A 20,784-nucleotide genomic window follows, 5' to 3' on the forward strand; every position below is an offset into this window, starting at 1 on the left:
TTCTTATTGAAATTTAAACAGCTGCTAAATATGTGCTTGTAAGTTAAGTTAGCAACACCAAACCTTCAGCATATACCTAGGCAAGCAGCTTTCACTTGCTTAAACACATTTACCTTTCGTTGAATTTTAAACCAATTCTATTAAGCGACCTTCTTTTTAGCCTTGCCACCCCAAAAATGCAACACTATATAACCTAAAACACCTGCAATTAACGAAGTTAACAACACGGCCAATTTTGCTTCTTCAACGAAAATAGGTTCGTTAAAAGACAGCATCGAGATAAAAATAGACATGGTAAAACCGATGCCGGCCAGCAAACCTAAACCTACCATGTGTACCATTTTAGCATTTAGCGGTAATTGGCCTATCTTTAATTTGGCACATATAAAAGAAGTGGTTACTATCCCAATGGGTTTCCCTAAAATTAACCCCAACGAAATGCCCAAACCCAGGGGAGAGGTTAACCCTGCTATCATTTCGTTATGGATAGTAATGTTGGTATTAGCAAAAGCAAAAATTGGAATAATTAAAAAATTAACAGGTTTTACAAGTGCATGCTCCAACCGCTCCAAAGGAGATTCTTCATCGCTAATATTCGTTGGCAACGTCATGGCTACCAACACCCCAGCTATAGTAGCATGAATACCAGAATGATGCACAAAATACCAGATAAATACACCCGGAATTAAATACAAGTATGGATTTTTTACGTCGAAACGGTTCATCAGTAACAAAACCACCATCCCTACTCCTGCTAATGCAAGGTAGGTAAATTCTATACCCGATGAATAGAAAATGGCAATCACCAAAATGGCTATTAAATCATCTACAATTGCCAAGGCCGCCAAGAATATTTTTAAACTGCTGGGAATACGCTTATCTAATAGCGATATTACAGCAAGTGCAAAAGCAATATCGGTAGCCATTGGAATGCCCCAGCCTGCACTGGTTGGTGTACTGCCATTAAAGCCTATATAAATTAAAGCGGGCACTACTGCCCCACCAATGGCAGCAATAATAGGTAAAACGGCTTTCTTGGGCGATGAAAGTTCTCCTTCCACCATCTCCCTTTTTATCTCTAGCCCTACCAACAAGAAAAAAATCGCCATTAAGCCATCATTAATCCACATGCTAATGGAATAGTTGAGATGGATTGTTTCATTTTCGAAACCTAATTTTGTAGCCAATAATTCTTGTAAAGGTGTAGCAAGCGATGTATTGGCAATTACCAATGAAATAATTACACACAGAAAAAGAAGAAAACCCCCAAAATTACTAGACTGTACAAAATTTTTAAAAACTTCGAGATTTATTCTACTTTTCATGCTTCGGGTATAAAAATTAATAATCGGCTAAAGGCTACAAAGAAAAGAATTATTCTATTTAAGCAAGAATTTTAGCGTATTTAAAATCCGCTTGCACTCCAAAAAAGGCAAAAAAAATGGCATAAAAAGTATTGAAATGCCTATACATACCGTGTCCAGTCTATTGAATTGTTAGTGGGTAATTTGAACATGTCAATTCTGCTTGCTTTTAAAACTACAGAATAAGAAATTCTGTACAGTATCGAAAGGTGTAGTGTGATTTATGGTGATACAACTGTCCTTGTCGAAACCATTGCTAAATTTTTCGGTCATCGTTTGTGCCGAATATTGTTTTATTTCAAGCCCACTACATTTGGTCGGTCCATTTTCCGAAAATGTTCCGATAATCATATAGCCAGTTACTGCCTGTTGCACAATATTCACATACTTTGAAATCTCTTGCTCGGTGGTCAAAAAATGAAAAGTCGCTCTGTCATGCCAAATATCATAAGTCCTTTCGGGTTTAAAGTCTGTAATATCGCCTACCATCCAAGTTACTTTTCCGGCTTGGTCTCCCAAGCGTTGCTGTGCCCTTTCAATCGCTTTTGCCGAAATGTCTAATACCGTAATATTTTCGTAGCCCTGCTCCAGCAAATGATCCACCAATTTACTGTCGCCACCGCCAATATCAATTATATGCACCTTTTTGTTTAAGCCAAATGAAGCAATAAAATCGAGTGAAGTTTTGGGCACTTCTTGTGTCCAGCTTACTTCATTGGGCATTTTGGTTTCATAAGCGGTTTGCCAATGCTTCTTGCGTTTAGAGTTTACTATCATAACATAACCTTAATTTCAATTACTTATTTACTATACGATTTACCTTCGCAGCAGTACCACCATTGATGACATGCTGAATGCCGTTTTGTTCCAAAATGGTTTTAGCCAGGCTACTTCGGTTGCCGCTTCTACAAAAAACAACGATAGCTTTCTTGCCTGCAAATTTTTGCAGTTGGCTAGCCACCCTATCCAAGGGAATATTTACTGCTCCTTTTACACTTCCTGATGAAAATTCGGCCGCTGTGCGAACATCTACCAAAAAAGCACCAGCTTTTATAGCTTCTATTAACCGGCTGTTGTCTGTGCGACCAAATAATGCTGAAAAAAATCCCATAATTCTATAATGAACCTCCTATTAAAACTGTTGTTGAGTATTCTACTATATACATTTTTTTTAAACTTTCTACCACAAAGTTGTTTCAATTTAAAAGGTTATACAGCTACTTTGGTTACATAAGGATATTTTGATAACAATGGGAATTATGTGCACATGCAATTTTCATTAAGAATTGTATTTGTTAACGGCCTGCATTGGTCTTATTTTAATCGTTTTATCCATTTATAAACTTCAAACCATAGTACGGATACACAGGCTATACCGATAGCTACACTCAATTCTTTTATATTTAACCCTGTTAAATGAAAGAAATTAGCGAAAGGTTCGATATACAAAATAGCCATCAGCAGGATTAGGGCTAAACCACTAACCACTACAAATAAATAATTTCTGTTCCTGAAGCTTTCAAACAGGCTGTAATGGAACGAGCGGTTCGTTAAGCTCAACAAAATATTGGCAAAAATTAAGGTAGTGAAAACCATTGCCCTAGTTTTTTCTTCGTTGCCGCCATGCTGAACAGTCCATTGATAGGCAAACAACACACCTGTGGTAATTACCAAACCCTGAACAATACTTATCGTCAACTCTTTCCAGTTGAGGAAAGTATCGGTCATTTTTCTTGGTTTCTGCAACATGGTATCTTTTTCCATCGGTTCGTTTTCATACACAATGGAACACGTAGGCCCCATCACCAGTTCCAGAAAGATAACGTGTACCGGAGTGAATATCTGCGGAAATATCCAACCTAAAAACAAGGGCAAGGAAACCGTAAGAATAATTGGGATATGAATAGAAATGATATATTGAATGGCTTTTTTTATATTGTCATAAATCCTTCTGCCAGATGCAATCCCGATAATGAGCTTGTCCAAATCATCATTGGTAATCACTAAAGCAGCGGCTGCTTTTGCTATTTCCGTTCCTTTGCTGCCCATTGCCACACCGATATGAGCGGCTTTGAGCGCCGGGCCATCATTAACGCCATCACCCAGCATGGCCACCACTTCACCTTTCTTTTTCAGTGCGTTTACAACAGCCAATTTAGCATCAGGAAACATCCGCGTAAACAATACCTTCTCTTCAGCCGCCTGCAAAAGCTGCTCTTCCGAATATTCCATGATCTCTTTGCCTTCTATGGCTTTTTCGGTATGCTCAATTCCGGCCTGTGCTGCAATACTTTTGGTAGTGTCGGTATTATCGCCCGTTATCACTTTTACCTTGATGCCAGCATCATAAATATGTTTAAAAACTTCCTGGATGCCTTTTTTAGGTGGGTCGTAGAAAACCACTAAGCCCAGAAATTCAAACTTGAAATCCTGTTGTTTTGCAGGAAAGTTGTTGCCCTCAAAACTTGATTTGGCTACACCTAAAATCCGAAATCCCTGTTGCCCCAAAGTCTTGATGATCTCCCGTATTTTATCTTTTTCACGTTCAGAAAGTGCGGATACGTGAAGAATAGCTTCTGGTGCTCCTTTTGCCGCAACAACCCGATGCTTTTCCGCATTTTCAAAAAGGTGCGTCATCATTGGCGGCTTGCCTTCTAACGGATATTCGTGAAATAGCTGGTATGCTTTTCTTTCATCTCTTTTTTGGGTTTCCTCATACACCTTGTGCAATGTTTTTTCCATAGGATCAAAGGGAACCGGCTCACTGCTCCACATGGCATAGTCAATCAGCGTGGAAAGTGTAGCGTCGCCGAAATCTTTCTCCTCAAAAATCTTATCCGACTGGTAATCGTAAAGATGTTTTAGCTGCATGGTATTTTCGGTAATGGTGCCGGTTTTATCTGTGCAAATTACGGTTGTGCTGCCCAAGGTTTCTACGATACTACTTCGTTTAACAATAATACCATCACGCATTAGCTTCCAGGCCCCCAACGCCATAAATGTGGTAAATGCTACCGGAATTTCTTCTGGCAAAACAGACATTGCCAATGTTAGTCCGTTCAATAAACTATCAATAAGATTGCCCGTATGATAATAATTTACGGCACATACCATCGCAAAAATAACGATACCCACAATGGCCATTGCTTTTACAAACTTTCTAATTTGAAGTTGCAAAGGCGAAACTTCTTCTTTGATACTGGAAAGCGACATCCCGATTTTTCCAAGTCGGGTTGCCGCACCGATTTTTTCTACTTCAAATACCGCTAACCCCGACACAGCTAAAGTACCGCTATACACTTGGTTATCTTCGCTTTCACTGCTTTTGAATACGGATAAGCTTTCACCCGTTAATGAGGCCTCGTTCACCGAAAAATCATTGCTATGTACAATCTTCCCATCCGCATTAATCATTTTCCCTTCTTCTGTAATACAGAGGTCGCCCACGGCAATTTCATGGGTCGGAATTTCAATAACCTGGGTATTGCGAATAACTTTGCTCAAGGGTTCATTCAGTTTTTCCAAAGCTTCCAATGCTTTTTTGCTCCGCGTGTCCTGATATAATGAAATAGCCGAAACTGCAACAATCGCTAAAAACATAAACAAAGCCTCGCCATAATCGCCTATAATGAGATAGATAATTGAAATGGCGAAAAGCAATATCAACATCGGTTCTTTCAGGATATTCAACAGCAATTCCAGTCCGGTGCTTTTATGAACGCCATCTATCTTATTGTAACCGTATTGCTTTCTGGAAGAGGCAATTTCGCTATCGGCAAGGCCTTTTAGATGGTCTGGAATATTATAGGACATAAATAATTTCAATATAAATCTTTAAAAATAAACATATTCATCTTGTCGCTGCATTTTGTTTTCAATAATTTTACTTATACATAAAATAGCAGAACATGAACTTCTTCAATACAAAAACCACTTGGGCAAACAAAGAGTTTATCCCGTTTAAACTTTGTGTTGCCAGTATTTACATTATTGTTGGCAGTTACTTCCATAGCTTCTTTAAAAACTATTACGTACCGCTTTTTATTTTGTTCGGTATTACTGTTGTATGGACAATGGCTTTATGGCTAAAGAAAAGCAAAGGTTGACAGGTTTATTGAATCTCTCTTTTCACTTCATTTACCCACGCTTCTATTTCCTTTTTAGCTGCATTAGATAATTTTGCATTGCCGTGGATAAGTGTATAAGAGTTTAAGGGCATTTCACCTTTATGAATAGTTTCTACCACCTCATCCAGCTTATGCAGCTTCTTTTTGCCGGTATAAGTATTAAACTCATCAAAATTAAGGTGTTTTTTACCGTCATTGATATGATCGGCCAACCACCATTTTACCGGCTGCACATTACTGTACCAAGGATATACAGTGGTATTAGAATGGCAATCGTAGCAGCTTGTTTTTAACAATCCCTGTATTTTAATTGGTACTTTATAGTGCTTTTCGATAGCGTTTTCAGGTACTACAGCACTGCTGTTTTTTTCTGCTCCAAAAAACTGGATAATGATGAGCAACAACACAACTGCTCCGACAATTTTTTTAATGCTTGATTTTTTCATCAGAATATATTTTATTTTTTGAGTGCAAAATTTAGATAAAATAGTCATACTTCTTCTGGCTAAAGTGTACACCTAGCTTAACTGCCATACCAAATATAAGTAATTCTGTGCAGGTACTTTCAATGCCTGACCAATATCAGTTTTTCCTTTCTTAAATTTAGAAACGGTTTAATTTTGAGTAAAATAAACACTTAGGCGGATGCCCCCGCCCGTCTATAGCGTACTGCGAGCATTTGGTGCCCTCACCAAACTTACCTGTAAAATATTTATATCATTTTTAAATAGTTGCTAATTCGCCAACACTGTTGAGACACCTTTTTTTAAGGGTAAAATTTTAAATATTTTAAATGTGTTTTTTCATTTATAACACAGCATTTTATTCGGACTTCATTCGGATGTTATTCGGAGTAAAACCACTTATTACCGAAGATAATCCGAATAACATCCGAATTAAACCCATAAAAAATAGGAAGAAAATTCGTTTTTAACTTATTTTACTCTTAAGTATTAGAACGGGGCTTTTTTTGCTTTAAGGCGTCTCACGTGCGTATAGAATAGGGACATGGCAGCGCAGGAAAGTCCGTACAAAATGTATTAAAGGATAAGGTATTGCCAGAAAATTCGAGTGGTTCGCTATTTATTTCATTTTCAAACAGCTTTCTATTGTAAGTGGAAAATTTCCGTTAAGCAGCAATCTTAATCACCCTTGTAAATGCATTACCATCATTCTTTCCCGATAATTTTTGTTCCTTTTCGCTCCAAGCAGAAACCCGAACCTTACTTTTAATGTTTCCTTAGCATTTTATGTAGAGAGAAGGGCTATAGTTTTAATCCTTGCTCCACAATTTTTGAGACTGATCCGATCAAGCAAAAAAGGGATCCCTCTTTTGATTTGACAAAAACGAAAAAACCCTCTAAATTTCACAATTTAGAGGGTTTTTGATAGAGCTTTATCTCTATTTGTCGGGGTGGCAGGACGACACCTCTCATGCGCAAATATCTATTTATCAAAATGTTGACAATCTTACTAAAGAACTACTCACCGTTTTACTCACATTTATATTGATAGTGAATGATACGAATTTAGCTAATTTTTTGGATACTTAAAAAATCAGAACACACTTTACATTGATTTATTGTCATATGATTTTTATCAAGGATACTTTAAGGGAATATATCTCTGATTATTACAAAGGATAACGGTGAGTGCTACACTTGGACTGAAATTGCGATCGGGCTTTCAATATTGCCTAGATAAATAGAATTTATCAGAAAAATCACTTTTTAGATTTAGATATTTTTTCCTCATGTAAGGAAATTATCTTCTTTTGAGCCTCAACAATATCCATCAAATCTTTTAGCTTTTCTCCCTTGTTCTTTAATTCAGATTCAAGTTCCAAAATCTTATCCTGAAGGATTACCATATCTTTGCTGAACATGCTCTTTAAAGGTTCTTCATTCAAGTAATATAGAAAAAGGTTTTTATCCAAAAGTCTAGAAAACAATATAAGCTTGTCCACATCTACCGATTCTCTTTTGTAAATGCCAAAAAGAGTTGATTCGCTCACATTAATGTATTCTGCTACAACTTTAGCTTTAATACCTCTTTCTTTAACTAATTCATGAATGATTTTGCCAATAACTACAGCCATATACAAAGTTCATAAATGAATTTTACAGAGACGCTGATTAATACTACTGTAATTAAGAAGCATTAACTATTATTTTTTGATAGTTAATTTATTTTCAACTATATTTGACTTAAGTTTTTTAACCAACACTGTTAATCCAAACAGTATTATTGTTAATAATTAATAGAGAATATATAAAAATATAAATTTTAGATAACTTTGCCGTACTTCTTATAGTATAAAGATGCGGCTTACGAGCCTCGCAACGCAAATCTGACAATTTTCCTCGCGAGCGTAAGTAGAGTGCCTATGCCCTATATTGCAATAGGGCTGGCGCTTGCTTATGTTTAGTGGAGGAGCCTCCCCTTTCGGGGGAGGTGGGCTTTGTCAGAGCCTGCGTTCATTAGACTTTGCGAGTTGCCAGCCCTATTGTTTTTCGCAATATTGCTAGCACTAGGTCTTTGGGTTCGTTATTAGAACTAATAATGAGCAATGTCTGGTTATCAAAACCTTTCGGATAATGAACTGATCATTCTTTTGAATGATGGGGATGCCATTGCCTTTACCGAGATATACAACCGCTACCACCAGCTGATGCTGGTTTTCGCCCATAGGAAACTTAAAGACGAGGAACTGGCAAAGGATGTGGTGCAGGAACTTTTCGCCAACATCTGGCACAAAAGAACCAGCCTATCAGAGAGTGGCAACCTTGGTGCCTACCTCTACATTTCGCTGCGCAGCAGGATATTCGATTACTTTGCGCACCAAAAGGTGGAAGGAAAGTACCTCCAATCGCTAAAGGCCTTTATTCTGGAGGGTACAACAGGTACAGACCACCCCATCCGTGAAAAACAGCTGAGCGAATATATCGAAAAACAGATACAGAAACTACCAGCTAAAATGCGCAGGGCATTTGACATGAGCAGGAGGCAGCATCTATCTTACCGTGAAATAGCTGAGGAGCTTGGCACTACCGAAAGTAATGTTTCGCACCATATCAACAATGCGCTCAAAATATTAAAGACCAGGCTTAACATTCTTTTTATTATGTTTTGGATATGCTAAAGTAGAATGTCAGTTGCTTTTTCCTATAAATGTTATGCACACTAAAACCTAGGTGTCATAATAAAAAATAACATTAACTTTATTGCATTGTAGGGCGGTTTAAACACGTTGCTGAAAATGGGCTTATTCCTCCTTACTAAAAAAATAATATTTTTTCTCATATCATACACGGTCATCACGTAGTAGCTTTAAACCACCCCCATAGTAATGGAGAACGAGGAAATAAAAAAACTGATTAAAAAATACAATGCCGGCCATTGTACCGACGAAGAAAAGGCCTTGTTGGAAAATTGGTACTTTCAGTACAATGAAGACGATGCCGATCTGTCGCCCCAAAGAATAAGTGAGATAGGCAAACAGGTTTATGCTGAACTGCCCGTCCCAAAAAAGGCAGACAAAAGAGTAAGTCTTTTAAAAGGCGTAGTTACCATCATTACCTTTACTGCCCTTACCATAGCAAGTTGGCATCTGTTCGACAAGTTTATGCTACCTACCGAACAAATGGTGGCACAGGATGTTTCTCCCGGAGGCAATAGGGCAACCCTTACGCTTACCAATGGCAAAACAATAGACTTAAAAGGCGATAAAAATGGGTTAGCCATTAGTGGCAAGCAATTAAAGTACCTTGATGGATCAGTTGTTGACGGAGCAGAACAAAGCGACAAAGATTTCGCACCACAGAAACTATCCGTACCCAATGGAGGGCAGTATCACGTGGTATTGTCTGATGGCACAAAGGTATGGCTTAATGCCGCATCATCGCTCACGCATCCAGCCTCTTTTGCAAACGCTGAAAACCGTATTGTAGAGCTAACAGGCGAGGCTTATTTTGAGGTAAAACCTTTTGAAAGAACAGGCAAGAAAATACCTTTTATAGTTAAAACCGCTAAACAAACCGTAGAGGTTTTGGGTACGCAATTCAATATTAATAGTTACGAAGATGAAGGCAGTATCGTAACCACGTTGATAGAGGGTAGTGTACGCGTATCCGGGTCAGCGTTAAAACCCGTGATATTGAAACCAGACCAGCAATCTGTAGTTTCAAGCACAGGTATCCAAATAAAAAATACTGATATGGAAACCGACCTTGCCTGGAGAAATGGCATGATGGAGTTTAGAAATGCCGACATAAAGACGATAATGAAAGAGATTTCGAGATGGTACGACATTAAAGTGGAGTACCGAGGAAAAATAGCTGACAGGCAATTTAGTGGTAGTGTTTCAAGAAGTTCAAACCTATCGGTACTATTGAAGATATTGGCCTACAGCGATATTCATTTCATGATTGAAAATGATAATAACAAACAAAAGAAACTAATTGTAACACCATAAAAACCAACGCCAATGAAGTAATAACTTAGTTTTAATAGTTAATAATTTCCCCATATAAAAAAGCCAGAAGTGTTCACGCACCTCTGGCAAAATTTGGGGATTGAAAAAGCGCACAAGGCGCATCCTGAAAGATAACTGATCAACTAACCCAAACCATAACAAAAATATGATTTTTTTTAATCACTCCTATCGCAATAGCGATAAAAAGTGGCAGCTATTAACCAGAATACGTTCTGTCAAAGTATTAAAGTTATCAAATCCACGAAGATTTGCCATCCTATTGATATTAATCGGCTTCATTGGAATTTCCATATCGTTGAAAGCGCAAAAAATTACGCTCAACCTTAAAGACGTTCCATTAAAAACTGTATTTAATGAGATTAAAAAGCAAACAGGATTTGGCTTCTGGTACGATAATGCCAACCTAATTGGTGCCAATAACGTTACACTTATTGCAAAAGATGCCTCAATAAAGGAAATCCTAGATAAATGCTTTAAGGGCCAGCCTTACGCCTACGAAATATTTGACAAGACCATTGTTATAAAAAGAAAGCCAGCCAGCAAGAATGGCCAAACAAGTGGTAACCTTAACATAGCAGGTAAGGTAAGGGATGAAAGCGGCAGGCCGATCTCTGGTGTTAACATTAGGCTAAAGGGTACTGACAAGCATACCCTCTCCAGCGATGACGGTGGGTTTTCCATAGTAGTACCCGATGAAAATGCCGTACTGTTATTTACCTATGTGGGTTTTGCCCCTATTGCCCAAACAGTTGGCACAGGTGGTTTTTTGAACATTGCTTTAAAGGAGGAAGAAAATAAACTGGACGGTGTTGAAGTGGTTAGTACCGGTTTTCAGAACCTTCCGAAAGAAAGAGCAACTGGAAGTTTTGTATTGGTTGATAGTGCGCTGATGAGCAGACGCGTATCAACCGGGGTTCTAGACAGGATAGATGGTGTAACTAGTGGTTTACTGTTCAATGGTAGCAGATTAGCGAGGAGTATTACCTACAACTCAAATATCGGGATTAACATTCGTGGAGTGAGTACGCTATCTCCAGATGTAAGCAAAAACCCATTGATTATCTTGGACAGCTTTCCCTACGAGGGAAGCATAGATAATATCAACCCTAACGACGTCGAAAATATCACCGTATTAAAAGATGCAGCGGCAGCCAGTATTTGGGGCGCACGAAGTGGCAATGGAGTAATCGTAATTACCACCAAAAAGGGCAAAAGAAACCAAAAACCTCAAATAGAACTTAATTCAAGTTTTAACATAGGCAATGCTCCCGACCTTTTTAAGGACAGAAAGTTTTTGAACGCTTCCGAGTACATAGATATTGAAACCCACCTGTACTCTAGGGGCTTTTTCAACAGCGAAATAAGCAACACCACTACCCGTCCAGTGGTATCTCCAGTAGTAGAGATCTTAGCAAGCTCCCTACAGCAGGCAGAAAAAACATCTGGGATTGACGCGATGCGTACATTGGATTACCGAAATGACTATCAAAGCTATTTTTATCAGAAATCGCTGAAACAGCAGTATTCGATAGGCATCCGCGGCGGGAGCGAACGTATGGCATATTCATTCTCTGGCGGTTATGACAATAATGTGGAAGAATTGGTAAACAACGGTTACAGAAGGCTTAGCATTAATGCACAGAATACCTATACACCATTAAAAAACCTTGATATTATTACCGCTTTGAACTATACAAAAAGTATAACACTAAGAAACAATCAGTTGAGCTACGGCATTATTAGTGTTGGCACTAAATATGGTAAACTGTATCCTTATGCACAACTGGCAGATGAGAATGGCAATGCACTTTCGATTGTAAAAAATTACAGACAAAATTATGTCAATAGCACGGCAGCACTGGGATTTCTGGATTGGAACTACAGACCTTTGGATGAAATAAACAGCGCCAATGCTAATGACAAATTTACCAACCTACTGGCAAGGGCAACCGTTCGCTATAGATTCTCATCAAGTTTAAACATCGAGGCCCTTTATCAAAATGAAAACCAAAAGATAGAAACCTACGACTATCATAGTACCCAAACCTACTATGCCCGAAATCTCATCAACAGGTTTTCACAATATAACTCGACCACCAAAACATTCACATACCCCATTCCCAACGGCGGTATATTAAGCCTCAGCAACAGTAATTGGATATCGAACAATGGTAGGGTACAACTTACTTTTGATAAAGAAATTATCCCGAATCATCAATTGACCGCCATTGCGGGCTCGGAGATAAGGGAGGTTAAAACGGAGGCCTATTCGAGAGATTCCTACGGCTACGATGACATATATGGCACTGCCGTCATCAATCTCAATTATGGCACTAATTACCCAACAAACCCATCAAGTACTGCAACCATACCTGCCGTACCAGGGCTTATCAGCGGACAGATCTTTCGTTATATCTCCTATTATTCTAACGCAAGCTATACCTATAAGGGAAAATATATATTTTCTATAAGTGGTAGAAAAGATGGTTCGAATATCTTTGGGGCAAAAACCAATGACAAGGTTACCCCACTGTGGAGTACTGGTTTTGCTTGGAATATTAGCAGAGAAAATCTTTATAACCTAGCTTGGTTACCTTACCTAAAGATTAGGGGCACCTATGGTTTCAATGGAAACGTGTATAATGGATCCGCTTATTCGAAAGGCACTTACTCTACTAGTACAGATCTTACAGGGGCACAGATGATAACAAGCCTTACCGCCCCTAATCCAGAGTTGAGATGGGAAAAGGTAAGAAACATCAATCTTGGAATTGATTTCGCATCTCCTAAAAACCGCATCAGCGGCAGTTTCGAATTTTGGCAAAAAGAGGGATTGGACTTGATAAATGCTATTCCATTGGCCACATCTACAGGCTTTACCTCTTTTAATGGAAATTCTGCTTCTACTCGCACAAATGGCATTGATGTACAACTGAATAGCCAAAATATTAAAGGGCAGTTTAACTGGAATACCGTAGTGCTTTACAATACACTAAAAGACAGGGTTATCCTATACAATGTAACACAGAACAATACAAGTATACAAGGCAATTCGGGAGTAGCATTGGTCGGAAAGCCTTTGTTTTCATTGTATAGTTACAAGTGGGCGGGTTTAGACCCCATAAATGGAGATCCACAAGGGTATCTAAATGGTAAAACAAGTAAGGATTATCTGGGAATCATCGGCAATTTTAATCCCGATAGTTTAGTTTATCATGGTTCGGCAAGACCAACAGTATTTGGCTCGTTAAGAAATGACTTCGCACACAATGGTTTTTCGCTTTCCTTCAATCTCGTCTTTAAAATGGGTTATTATTTTAGGAGACCTTCCACCAGCATCAATTATGCAGATATCATCAATAACAATGGCTATGCTGATGCGGCACAAGCATGGAAGGTACCTGGCGATGAGTACTTGACAACAGTTCCCTCGCTCATCTATCCGAGCAATGCCAACAGAAACAATTTCTACCAGTATTCTTCGGCCCTGATTGAAAAAGCTGACCATATCCGCCTGCAGGACATAAGGCTAGCCTACAATGTGAGCAATAAAACATGGAAAAACATGCCTTTTAGAGCTTGTCAAATATATACTTATGCAACCAATTTGGGGATATTATGGCGTGCAAACAAACACAATATCGATCCAGATATCATCGGAAACAATACTAATTATTACCTCCCGAACCCATTCTCCATTGCATTTGGATTGAATGTGACACTTTAAAATATTAGCGATATGAAAACAAAAAGCAATTATACTTCCTGCCAAACCATACTATTTCTCTTCTCTTTTTACCTCTTATTTATAGTAGGCTGTAAAAAGCAGGATGAATGGTTGGATGTGAAAAGGCAAAAGAGCGATGTGGTTCCAAAAAGTTTGAAAGATCTTCAAGCGGTATTGGATAACACGACCAGTATGAATAAAAACTTTATTCAACTAACTGTATTGGGCACCGATAACATCAGCGTAACTGATGCTAACCTTAGTGCCTCATCAGAGATTGAACGTAATACCTATATATGGAACAAGGATATCTTCAATGGTCAGATGAACGGTGATTGGACAGTTTCATACACAAGGGTTGCATACACTAATATTGTGCTGGATGCGTTGACAAAAATAGTAGTAGATGATCGTAACCGCAGTAACTACAATAATGTTAAGGGATCGGCACTTTTCTATAGGGCATTTGTATTTTACGAATTGTTGCAGATGTTTGCCAAACCTTATGATGCTGGTACGGCAGCTACCGACCTAGGCATTCCATTACGTCAGACATCTGATATCAATGCACCATCCTTAAGAGCAAATCTGCAAAAATGTTATGACCAGATTACCGAAGATTTAACTTTAGCCATCGGATTATTGCCCGAAACACCTCTGTACCTAACCAGACCTTCTAGCATCTCTGCCAGGGCATTATTGGCAAAGGTTTACCTAACTATGGGCAATTATACTTTGGCTGGCGACTATGCCAATCGGGCACTTCAAAAATCAAGTACTTTGGTTGATTTTAATAGTACTACCATTTCAACCGCATTACCCTATCGTTTTCCAACCTTTAGGGCCTGCATCCCTGAAATCATATTTTATGCAGAGGCAGGATTATACCTAACCACAGGGGCGTATGTTTCAGGTACGGGAAATGTAGATGCGTCTTTATATGAATCCTATGATGATCATGACTTAAGAAAATCCATTTTTTACCAAAACTATGGTGGAGGCAAGGTAAAGTTCCAGGGCACATATACTGGGACAACCCAGAATTTTAGCGGCCTAGCAACAAATGAAATTTACCTGATAAGAGCAGAATGTTATGCCCGGAATAATAATACCACATTGGCAATGGCAGATCTAAACACACTCATGAACAAGCGGTACGCTACCGGGAGTTTCAGCAAGCTGGTTGCATCTACACCAGAAGAAGCATTGACCCTAATATTGAGAGAGCGGAGAAAAGAATTGCCCTTTACAGCACAGATCAGGTGGGAAGACCTGCGTCGTTTGAACAAGGATAGCAGATACGCTAAGCAATTGCAAAGGATTTTTAGCGGACAGACCTATACCTTACCACCAAATGACAGACGTTATGTTTTTCCTATTCCAGATCTCGAAATACAAACCTATGGGATACCTCAGAACGTAAGATAGCACGAACTAATAACTTTTTTAAGATTTAAAATGAATAAAGCCATAATATTTATGGGCCTAGGCATCTTATTGCCTTATTTTTTGAAAGCTCAACAGTCCAAACTCAAAGAAAATTGTATAAAAATAAAAGTCAGATTGGATGTAACGCATAAAAACGACACCTTATACCTTTACCATTTTATCAATACACTCAAAAACTCATCTCTTGAAAATGACAGTTCCAGAGAACTTCTAGCTACTATGGACAACGACAGCTTGTTTAGGTTTATAGTACCAATTAATTCCTCTTCCGGACAGTTTGTTATCTGCAAAAAAACGTTCATAAAAGACGGGTTGTATATAATTCCCATAACAAGAACCTATTTGCCCGAGTTTGGGGATGATGTCCTGTTCATTGTGTCAGAATTTGCCAAGCCTTTCAAAAAACAGCAAAAGAACTATAAAGTAGTAGTGAAAGGCAAGGGTGCAGAAAAGTACAACATCCAAGAGGAAATAAGAAACATCATAAATGATGTGAACGCAATTAGGAATGCTCCTCCCGCATTTGATGAAGATTTCAATTACAATTCCGACAATGCTTATTCTAGGGAAACCAAAGCTAAAATACAATATCTTGAATCCAAACGCGGACAGCTATCGGCACATATCTACAATATTCTTAAAGCAGATATCATTTATAGAAATGCAGGCATAATCGAATCTTGGATATCGGCCTATATCGACAGAAAATTGGCAAATGAAGAGCCTAAACTAGCAAAATCAATGAGAGAAAAATTTAGGGCACAGTATAATAAATATCTTTTAGAAAATCCAGAAACTGGTATTCCTGTTTCGGACCTTATCTTTTCTAGAAAGTATATTCCCTATATTTTGAGTAAAACAATCAAATGTGATTTTGTTGTGAACGGTATCGAAAAGAGTGATTTATTCAATTACCTCAAAAACAATTACAGAGGAATTATTAGAGACAGGTTACTGACGACGTATTTTTTGGAACCAGATTTTACAGATCGTAATACCGATTTTAAACATCTTCCAGAAGCCTTGACCTTAGTAAAATCTGAAGATTGTTTAAAGGAACTTAAAAAATTAGAGAAGGCAGCCACATACAACTTTTCACTGCAAGATTTAAATGGAAAAATGGTCAAAATGAGTGATTTTGCAGGAAAATTAGTTTTGATTGATTTTTGGTTTACAGGATGTGGTGCGTGCAAAACATATTATAAAGACCATTTCTCAGCGATTAAATCTTACTTTAGAGACAACACTAATGTCGTTTTCGTATCCATCTGTATAGATGAAAACTTAGCTTCATGGAAAAAAAGCGTATATACCAATGAATATAGTTCTATTGACGCCGTAAATTTAACAACTTTCGGACACAATCGGGAGGTTTTAAGACATTATGGCATTTCAGTATTTCCGTCGGTGCTATTAATAGGAAAAAACAACAAAGTTTTGGCTAAAAACGATAGCGCCCTGTTAGAAAAGGATAGCGCAATAAAGCTGATCACCAAAGTCCTAAATGATTTTTAAGGAAATCAGCACGGGCATGTCTCAAAAAGTAATATCGCATATAGTTTTGCGACATATAGTTTAATAATCACCTTAAAGGTTTTCTCGCGAAAATTAAAAACGGGCAATCTTCTATATGAAAATTGCCCGTTTTAACGTAAAAAATCTTCTGTTTAAATTTTAATTCGATAGAGCTTTGTCCAAATTGAATTTTGAAAACAGCCTGATTTCATTTGTACTCTAGCTAAGGCAATCTAGTACCTTGTTCGATGTTGACGTTATTCTGCTCTAAAAAATCTTTGCTGAACGTATTCGCATCTACATCTGGAGCTTCATCTGTTGTGAATCTACAATCCTCAATAGGTGTTATAGCGCAACTTCCTGAAGTGGATGAAACGGTATAAGTATTTGCATCCTCAGATACGATATGGTATAACGTTGATCTGTTTGCTTTTGGATTCAAAAAAGCGCTCATTCCAATAATTAACCCGAAGCCAAGTACGAAGGCCATCAAGGGTACATTTTTTAATAGTTTCATAATTTTTTAAATTTTAAGTTCTTGATTGTTGCTTTTTTAGGTAGTCAGTATCGCCTTTTTATATCTTAATTCTGGATATGGAAACCATATCGTTTATCTACCTCCTTTCTTTGTTTATAGGTTAATATAAATCCGATCAGGGCTACTGCCGTAATCAACAGATTGAGAAGAAAATTAGTTCCCCAGCTGTTTCCGTGCTTTAAAAGTCCTGCACAGGTACAGGGAACATTCTCATATATCCTTAAAAGTGCAAGGCCAACATATAGTGTAAAAGCCGATATCATCAAAAGGCTCAATGCCATGCCCAGAAGCCTAGTTGTAGAAAAGGCGAGCAGGAATGCCGTTAAGATTTCGAGAGTGGGCAAAAAATAAGCTAGAAGATTGCTGATGACCTTGGGAAATACCTGATTGGCCATTTCGCTTTTGAACAAGCCAAAATTATAAACACTAACGCCGGCCACATATAGCCAGAACAAGATAGAAGCGATTGTTAAAAATAAAACCAGTGCTTCATTCCTATGTATAGGAGATCTTACCATATTTAATTAAATGTAGATTTATTTACTTGTCTAGAGCCAATATACACTAGGACGTAACTGAGACAGCAACCTTTTGCAATTTTTGCTGCTTGGAACCAATATCACACTTATATAGTGTAAAAGCAGCGTAAATAAGGTGTTTTAATTGTGAATGGTAGTTTTAATGAGGTGAATGGTATAAACCACATCTATCTCTAGGAGATTTTAAGCGTGTCGAAAAGTTTTTTTAAAACCATCGTATCTATATCTGCTTACCAAAAGGGAAACATCCAATATAATATCGTCCTTTAGTATGACTAAAGCTTGTTGATTTTTTACCTTTTCATAACCCTTTATTATGGAAAAAGAAATGATTACCGAACGGTTGATCTGGTAAAAAGGCGAGCCTTCCAAAAGTTCGTTCAACTCATAGAGTTTGAAGTCAACATTGAATTTTCTCCCATCTAAAAGATATACATAACCAATGCTATCTTCCCGCTCAAAACACGCAATCTCGTCCAATCCTACCTGTAAGATTTTGTTACCGAGCTTTGCCTCTATTGTCGGCAAGGAAAATTTTTCTTGATCTTCTCCGTCTTGTAGAGAATATATGTATCCTTTAAGTTCATCATTAATTTTCTTGCTACGGAAATAATTTATGGCAAAGAACCATGCAATGTAAAGCACGTTTATAAACAAAACCATCCACCTAACCACTGGGAATTCATTCTGCATATAACCACTCTGCTCAAAATCTTCATTGGCACATCGGAAATAAACTTTAATGACAAGCACATTTAATATCAGTGGAACAACAACCCCAAGAATAAGTTGTAAGGTTAATCGAAAACCCCATTTTGAAATCCAGGTAACATATCGGTCAAGCTTTTTGTTGCAAAAGTGTATCCATAGTATCATTAAGAACGCAAGCGGCCAATTGAGATCTATCTCGAATCTGTAATCTAATTGGCTTATCAGAATGGTCTTACCATGACTTTCAGATATAGAGAGATGGGCAATAACCAATGAGATAATAATAAGAACCGACCAGTGAAGATAGTCTACATTTGTATTGTTGTCTTGAGGTCGTCTAGTATCCATATAAAAGCGGCTAAACACAAAAATATATACTTTTTTTAATGAAAAAATTGCAAAAACTACCATCCAACAGACCAAAACTACCATCCACAACATTTTAGAGCTAATTTTTATCATTTTAAAAGCTATTCCCGATAGTTTTGAGGTAGGTAAATTTTCTTATCAACAAGGGTTTGTTTAATTCTCGTATAAAAATGTCTATATGGATGCCAACAAGTCATTTTTAGGAAAAAAAAGAGGACAAACCTCAATTATAACCATGCTTTATATTTATAAAAATGGCTAAGGCAGTACATTTAAACAGGCAATCGTCAGCAATAAATACCACTTAGATTAAAAAATAGGCTTATGGATAAAATCTACATTTCTTCTGTCTATGTACAATAAATAGTTGCCAGTTAACGGGCAGGGCAGAATTCACCTAAATTCAAAATTATGTTGAGAACGTTTAGTGATAATCTGTATGCCGAACTAACGGATGAACTTAAAAAAACATCGGTTGAGTTCAACGACTGTTTGAGGGTACTTACCGCAAATCTTTCAGTAGTGCGGAAATACCTGGAACAATTGAAACTGCATATACTTGAAAAGCCTTTTGTAGACAAAGAGGAGGAGATATGGTTTTTTAAATATCAGAACCCAAGATTCTTCCAATGGCAAATCTATTATCTTGAACTATACACTATCAATTGCCATAAACCTATCCATAACCTAAAGAAACTGGTACGTTATCTTTCTTCCCAAATAGACTATTTCGACCGTTTGTTTCTTTTGAACGATTTCCAGCACCAATATTATCGAAGGTCTGCGACTGAAATGGATGAATTGTATTTCCTACGTGCGGAACCTAAACCATCGTTATTAGCAATTCCAGAGGTTGACCCAAATGTTAATACGACTACCTCTTATCTTTTTGCCAAATTTATGGCTTACGAACGCTTAAAAACAGAAATTGCACAAGAGTTGAACAAAATAGAGCATTCATCTGTGGCTTCCTATCCTATCCCATTTGATAAAAAAGGAAAGCGTACAGAAGGTTTTCGATGGACTGGAGAGATTGTCAACCTAATTGAAATTGCCCACGGCATTTATCTAAATAGACAAGTGAATGAAGGCGATATGGGCATTAACGATTTCTTTGAATGCCTTGGTAATTTTTTTGGTGTGAATTTAGGGGTACCAAAACGTGGCTTCGAAGATTTAAGGGCCAGGAAACGACTTAGCAAAACTCATTTTATAGACCGTATGCGAGAAGCTATACTTAAAAAAATAGATGAAGATGATGCCCATAATCCCCATAGTTACTCTTCATAAAACAGTTATATATTCATATCGGACGTGTTTTTAAATTAAATTTCCAATATGGGAAACGGGAAGATTTTTGAAATGAAACTTTGCTTTTGAAAAACCTGTGCAATGGAGCACAGCATATAAAGCGAAGTTTTATGTTAAATGCAAAGTTTTTCCTCCATTTATTTCTGTATCGGAAATTGATAAATATGCCAAGCTCCATTGCCGATATAATCCCCTAATGTATTGGTTATGAATATCGACAAAATGGAATTTGTGGCGTGGATGGAACGCATAATGGACAGGCTTGACATTCTCGGCAACCACATAGACGATTTACAAAAAAAGCGAAACAGCATAGACGGTGAAGAACTGCTCGATAATCAGGATTTACTTCAAATGCTGAAAATCAGCAATCGTTCCCTGCAACGGTATCGCTCCATTGGGAAACTTCCCTACTATACCATAAGCGGAAAACTGTATTACAAGCTGTCCGATGTGCATCAGTTTATCCGGGAAAGTTTTAATCCTCCTACAAAAAAACTGAACGCCAGTAAGTGACAAACACTGCCTTTGAGTGCCAATTAGTGTAATGCAGTGAACACTTCTTTTACTTTCGATATGGAATTTAATTTTTTTAGATTATGAGTGAAAAAACTATAAATAAACAGGAAATGCCCGAAC

Annotated in this window: 17 protein-coding genes; 8 read left to right on the forward strand and 9 right to left on the reverse strand. The window is 37.7% G+C overall.

The window, feature by feature from the left end; translation table 11 throughout:
* Nucleotides 1-140 precede the first annotated feature (140 nt).
* The 4 genes from nhaA to B3I52_RS00585 all read right to left on the reverse strand — a co-directional run bounded on the left by nhaA (nucleotide 141) and on the right by B3I52_RS00585 (nucleotide 5,177).
* Nucleotides 141-1,325 (reverse strand): Na+/H+ antiporter NhaA, encoded by a 1,185-nt coding sequence (gene nhaA, locus B3I52_RS00570; RefSeq protein ID WP_293297314.1) that lies wholly within the window; start codon nucleotides 1,323-1,325, stop codon nucleotides 141-143.
* A 192-nt stretch (nucleotides 1,326-1,517) separates the two neighbouring features.
* Nucleotides 1,518-2,141 carry a class I SAM-dependent methyltransferase gene (locus B3I52_RS00575; RefSeq protein ID WP_293297317.1) on the reverse strand — a complete coding sequence of 208 codons (624 nt, stop codon included), beginning with the start codon at nucleotides 2,139-2,141 and terminating at the stop codon, nucleotides 1,518-1,520.
* A gap of 19 nt (nucleotides 2,142-2,160) precedes the next feature.
* Entirely contained in the window at nucleotides 2,161-2,475 is a 315-nt protein-coding gene (locus B3I52_RS00580; protein WP_293297320.1) for a rhodanese-like domain-containing protein, read from the reverse strand.
* Between the two features lie 203 nt (nucleotides 2,476-2,678).
* Nucleotides 2,679-5,177 carry a cation-translocating P-type ATPase gene (locus B3I52_RS00585; protein WP_293297322.1) on the reverse strand — a complete coding sequence of 833 codons (2,499 nt, stop codon included), beginning with the start codon at nucleotides 5,175-5,177 and terminating at the stop codon, nucleotides 2,679-2,681.
* Nucleotides 5,178-5,272: 95 nt separating this feature from the next.
* Between B3I52_RS00585 and B3I52_RS00590 the strand changes: the two genes are divergently transcribed.
* Nucleotides 5,273-5,470: a hypothetical protein gene (locus B3I52_RS00590; protein WP_293297325.1), complete on the forward strand. Its 198-nt coding sequence runs from the start codon at nucleotides 5,273-5,275 to the stop codon at nucleotides 5,468-5,470.
* Nucleotides 5,471-5,475: 5 nt separating this feature from the next.
* Here the strand turns inward: B3I52_RS00590 and B3I52_RS00595 are convergent, their stop codons facing one another.
* On the reverse strand, nucleotides 5,476-5,937 hold the full coding sequence (locus tag B3I52_RS00595; RefSeq protein WP_293297328.1) for a heme-binding domain-containing protein: 462 nt from the start codon (nucleotides 5,935-5,937) through the stop codon (nucleotides 5,476-5,478).
* Nucleotides 5,938-7,214: 1,277 nt separating this feature from the next.
* Nucleotides 7,215-7,589: a hypothetical protein gene (locus B3I52_RS00600; protein WP_293297331.1), complete on the reverse strand. Its 375-nt coding sequence runs from the start codon at nucleotides 7,587-7,589 to the stop codon at nucleotides 7,215-7,217.
* A 471-nt stretch (nucleotides 7,590-8,060) separates the two neighbouring features.
* Here B3I52_RS00600 and B3I52_RS00605 point away from each other — a divergent pair, with 471 nt between their 5' ends.
* From B3I52_RS00605 to B3I52_RS00625, 5 genes are all read left to right on the forward strand, one after another.
* Nucleotides 8,061-8,633 carry an RNA polymerase sigma factor gene (locus B3I52_RS00605; RefSeq protein WP_293297333.1) on the forward strand — a complete coding sequence of 191 codons (573 nt, stop codon included), beginning with the start codon at nucleotides 8,061-8,063 and terminating at the stop codon, nucleotides 8,631-8,633.
* 207 nt (nucleotides 8,634-8,840) lie between these two features.
* Nucleotides 8,841-9,965, forward strand: a complete 1,125-nt coding sequence (locus tag B3I52_RS00610) for a FecR family protein (protein WP_293297336.1) — start codon at nucleotides 8,841-8,843, stop codon at nucleotides 9,963-9,965.
* 316 nt (nucleotides 9,966-10,281) lie between these two features.
* Nucleotides 10,282-13,713, forward strand: a complete 3,432-nt coding sequence (locus B3I52_RS00615) for a SusC/RagA family TonB-linked outer membrane protein (protein WP_293297339.1) — start codon at nucleotides 10,282-10,284, stop codon at nucleotides 13,711-13,713.
* Nucleotides 13,714-13,725: 12 nt separating this feature from the next.
* Nucleotides 13,726-15,141 carry a RagB/SusD family nutrient uptake outer membrane protein gene (locus B3I52_RS00620; RefSeq protein WP_293297342.1) on the forward strand — a complete coding sequence of 472 codons (1,416 nt, stop codon included), beginning with the start codon at nucleotides 13,726-13,728 and terminating at the stop codon, nucleotides 15,139-15,141.
* Between the two features lie 30 nt (nucleotides 15,142-15,171).
* Nucleotides 15,172-16,677 (forward strand): TlpA family protein disulfide reductase, encoded by a 1,506-nt coding sequence (locus tag B3I52_RS00625; protein WP_293297345.1) that lies wholly within the window; start codon nucleotides 15,172-15,174, stop codon nucleotides 16,675-16,677.
* A gap of 223 nt (nucleotides 16,678-16,900) precedes the next feature.
* On the opposite strand, the gene B3I52_RS00630 is transcribed toward B3I52_RS00625, so the two are convergent.
* The 3 genes from B3I52_RS00630 to B3I52_RS00640 all read right to left on the reverse strand — a co-directional run bounded on the left by B3I52_RS00630 (nucleotide 16,901) and on the right by B3I52_RS00640 (nucleotide 18,927).
* Nucleotides 16,901-17,194, reverse strand: a complete 294-nt coding sequence (locus B3I52_RS00630; RefSeq protein ID WP_293297348.1) for a hypothetical protein — start codon at nucleotides 17,192-17,194, stop codon at nucleotides 16,901-16,903.
* 65 nt (nucleotides 17,195-17,259) lie between these two features.
* Nucleotides 17,260-17,733, reverse strand: a complete 474-nt coding sequence (locus B3I52_RS00635; RefSeq protein ID WP_293297350.1) for a MauE/DoxX family redox-associated membrane protein — start codon at nucleotides 17,731-17,733, stop codon at nucleotides 17,260-17,262.
* A gap of 204 nt (nucleotides 17,734-17,937) precedes the next feature.
* Complete coding sequence (locus B3I52_RS00640) at nucleotides 17,938-18,927, reverse strand: LytTR family DNA-binding domain-containing protein (protein ID WP_293297353.1); 990 nt, start codon at nucleotides 18,925-18,927, stop codon at nucleotides 17,938-17,940.
* A gap of 318 nt (nucleotides 18,928-19,245) precedes the next feature.
* Here B3I52_RS00640 and B3I52_RS00645 point away from each other — a divergent pair, with 318 nt between their 5' ends.
* Nucleotides 19,246-20,124 carry an RteC domain-containing protein gene (locus B3I52_RS00645; RefSeq protein WP_293297354.1) on the forward strand — a complete coding sequence of 293 codons (879 nt, stop codon included), beginning with the start codon at nucleotides 19,246-19,248 and terminating at the stop codon, nucleotides 20,122-20,124.
* 228 nt (nucleotides 20,125-20,352) lie between these two features.
* Entirely contained in the window at nucleotides 20,353-20,661 is a 309-nt protein-coding gene (locus tag B3I52_RS00650; protein ID WP_293297356.1) for a helix-turn-helix domain-containing protein, read from the forward strand.
* The last annotated feature ends 123 nt before the right edge of the window (nucleotides 20,662-20,784 follow it).

The sequence above is a fragment of the Pedobacter sp. UBA4863 genome (assembly GCF_002399615.1).
In the GTDB taxonomy this organism is placed as follows: domain Bacteria; phylum Bacteroidota; class Bacteroidia; order Sphingobacteriales; family Sphingobacteriaceae; genus Pedobacter.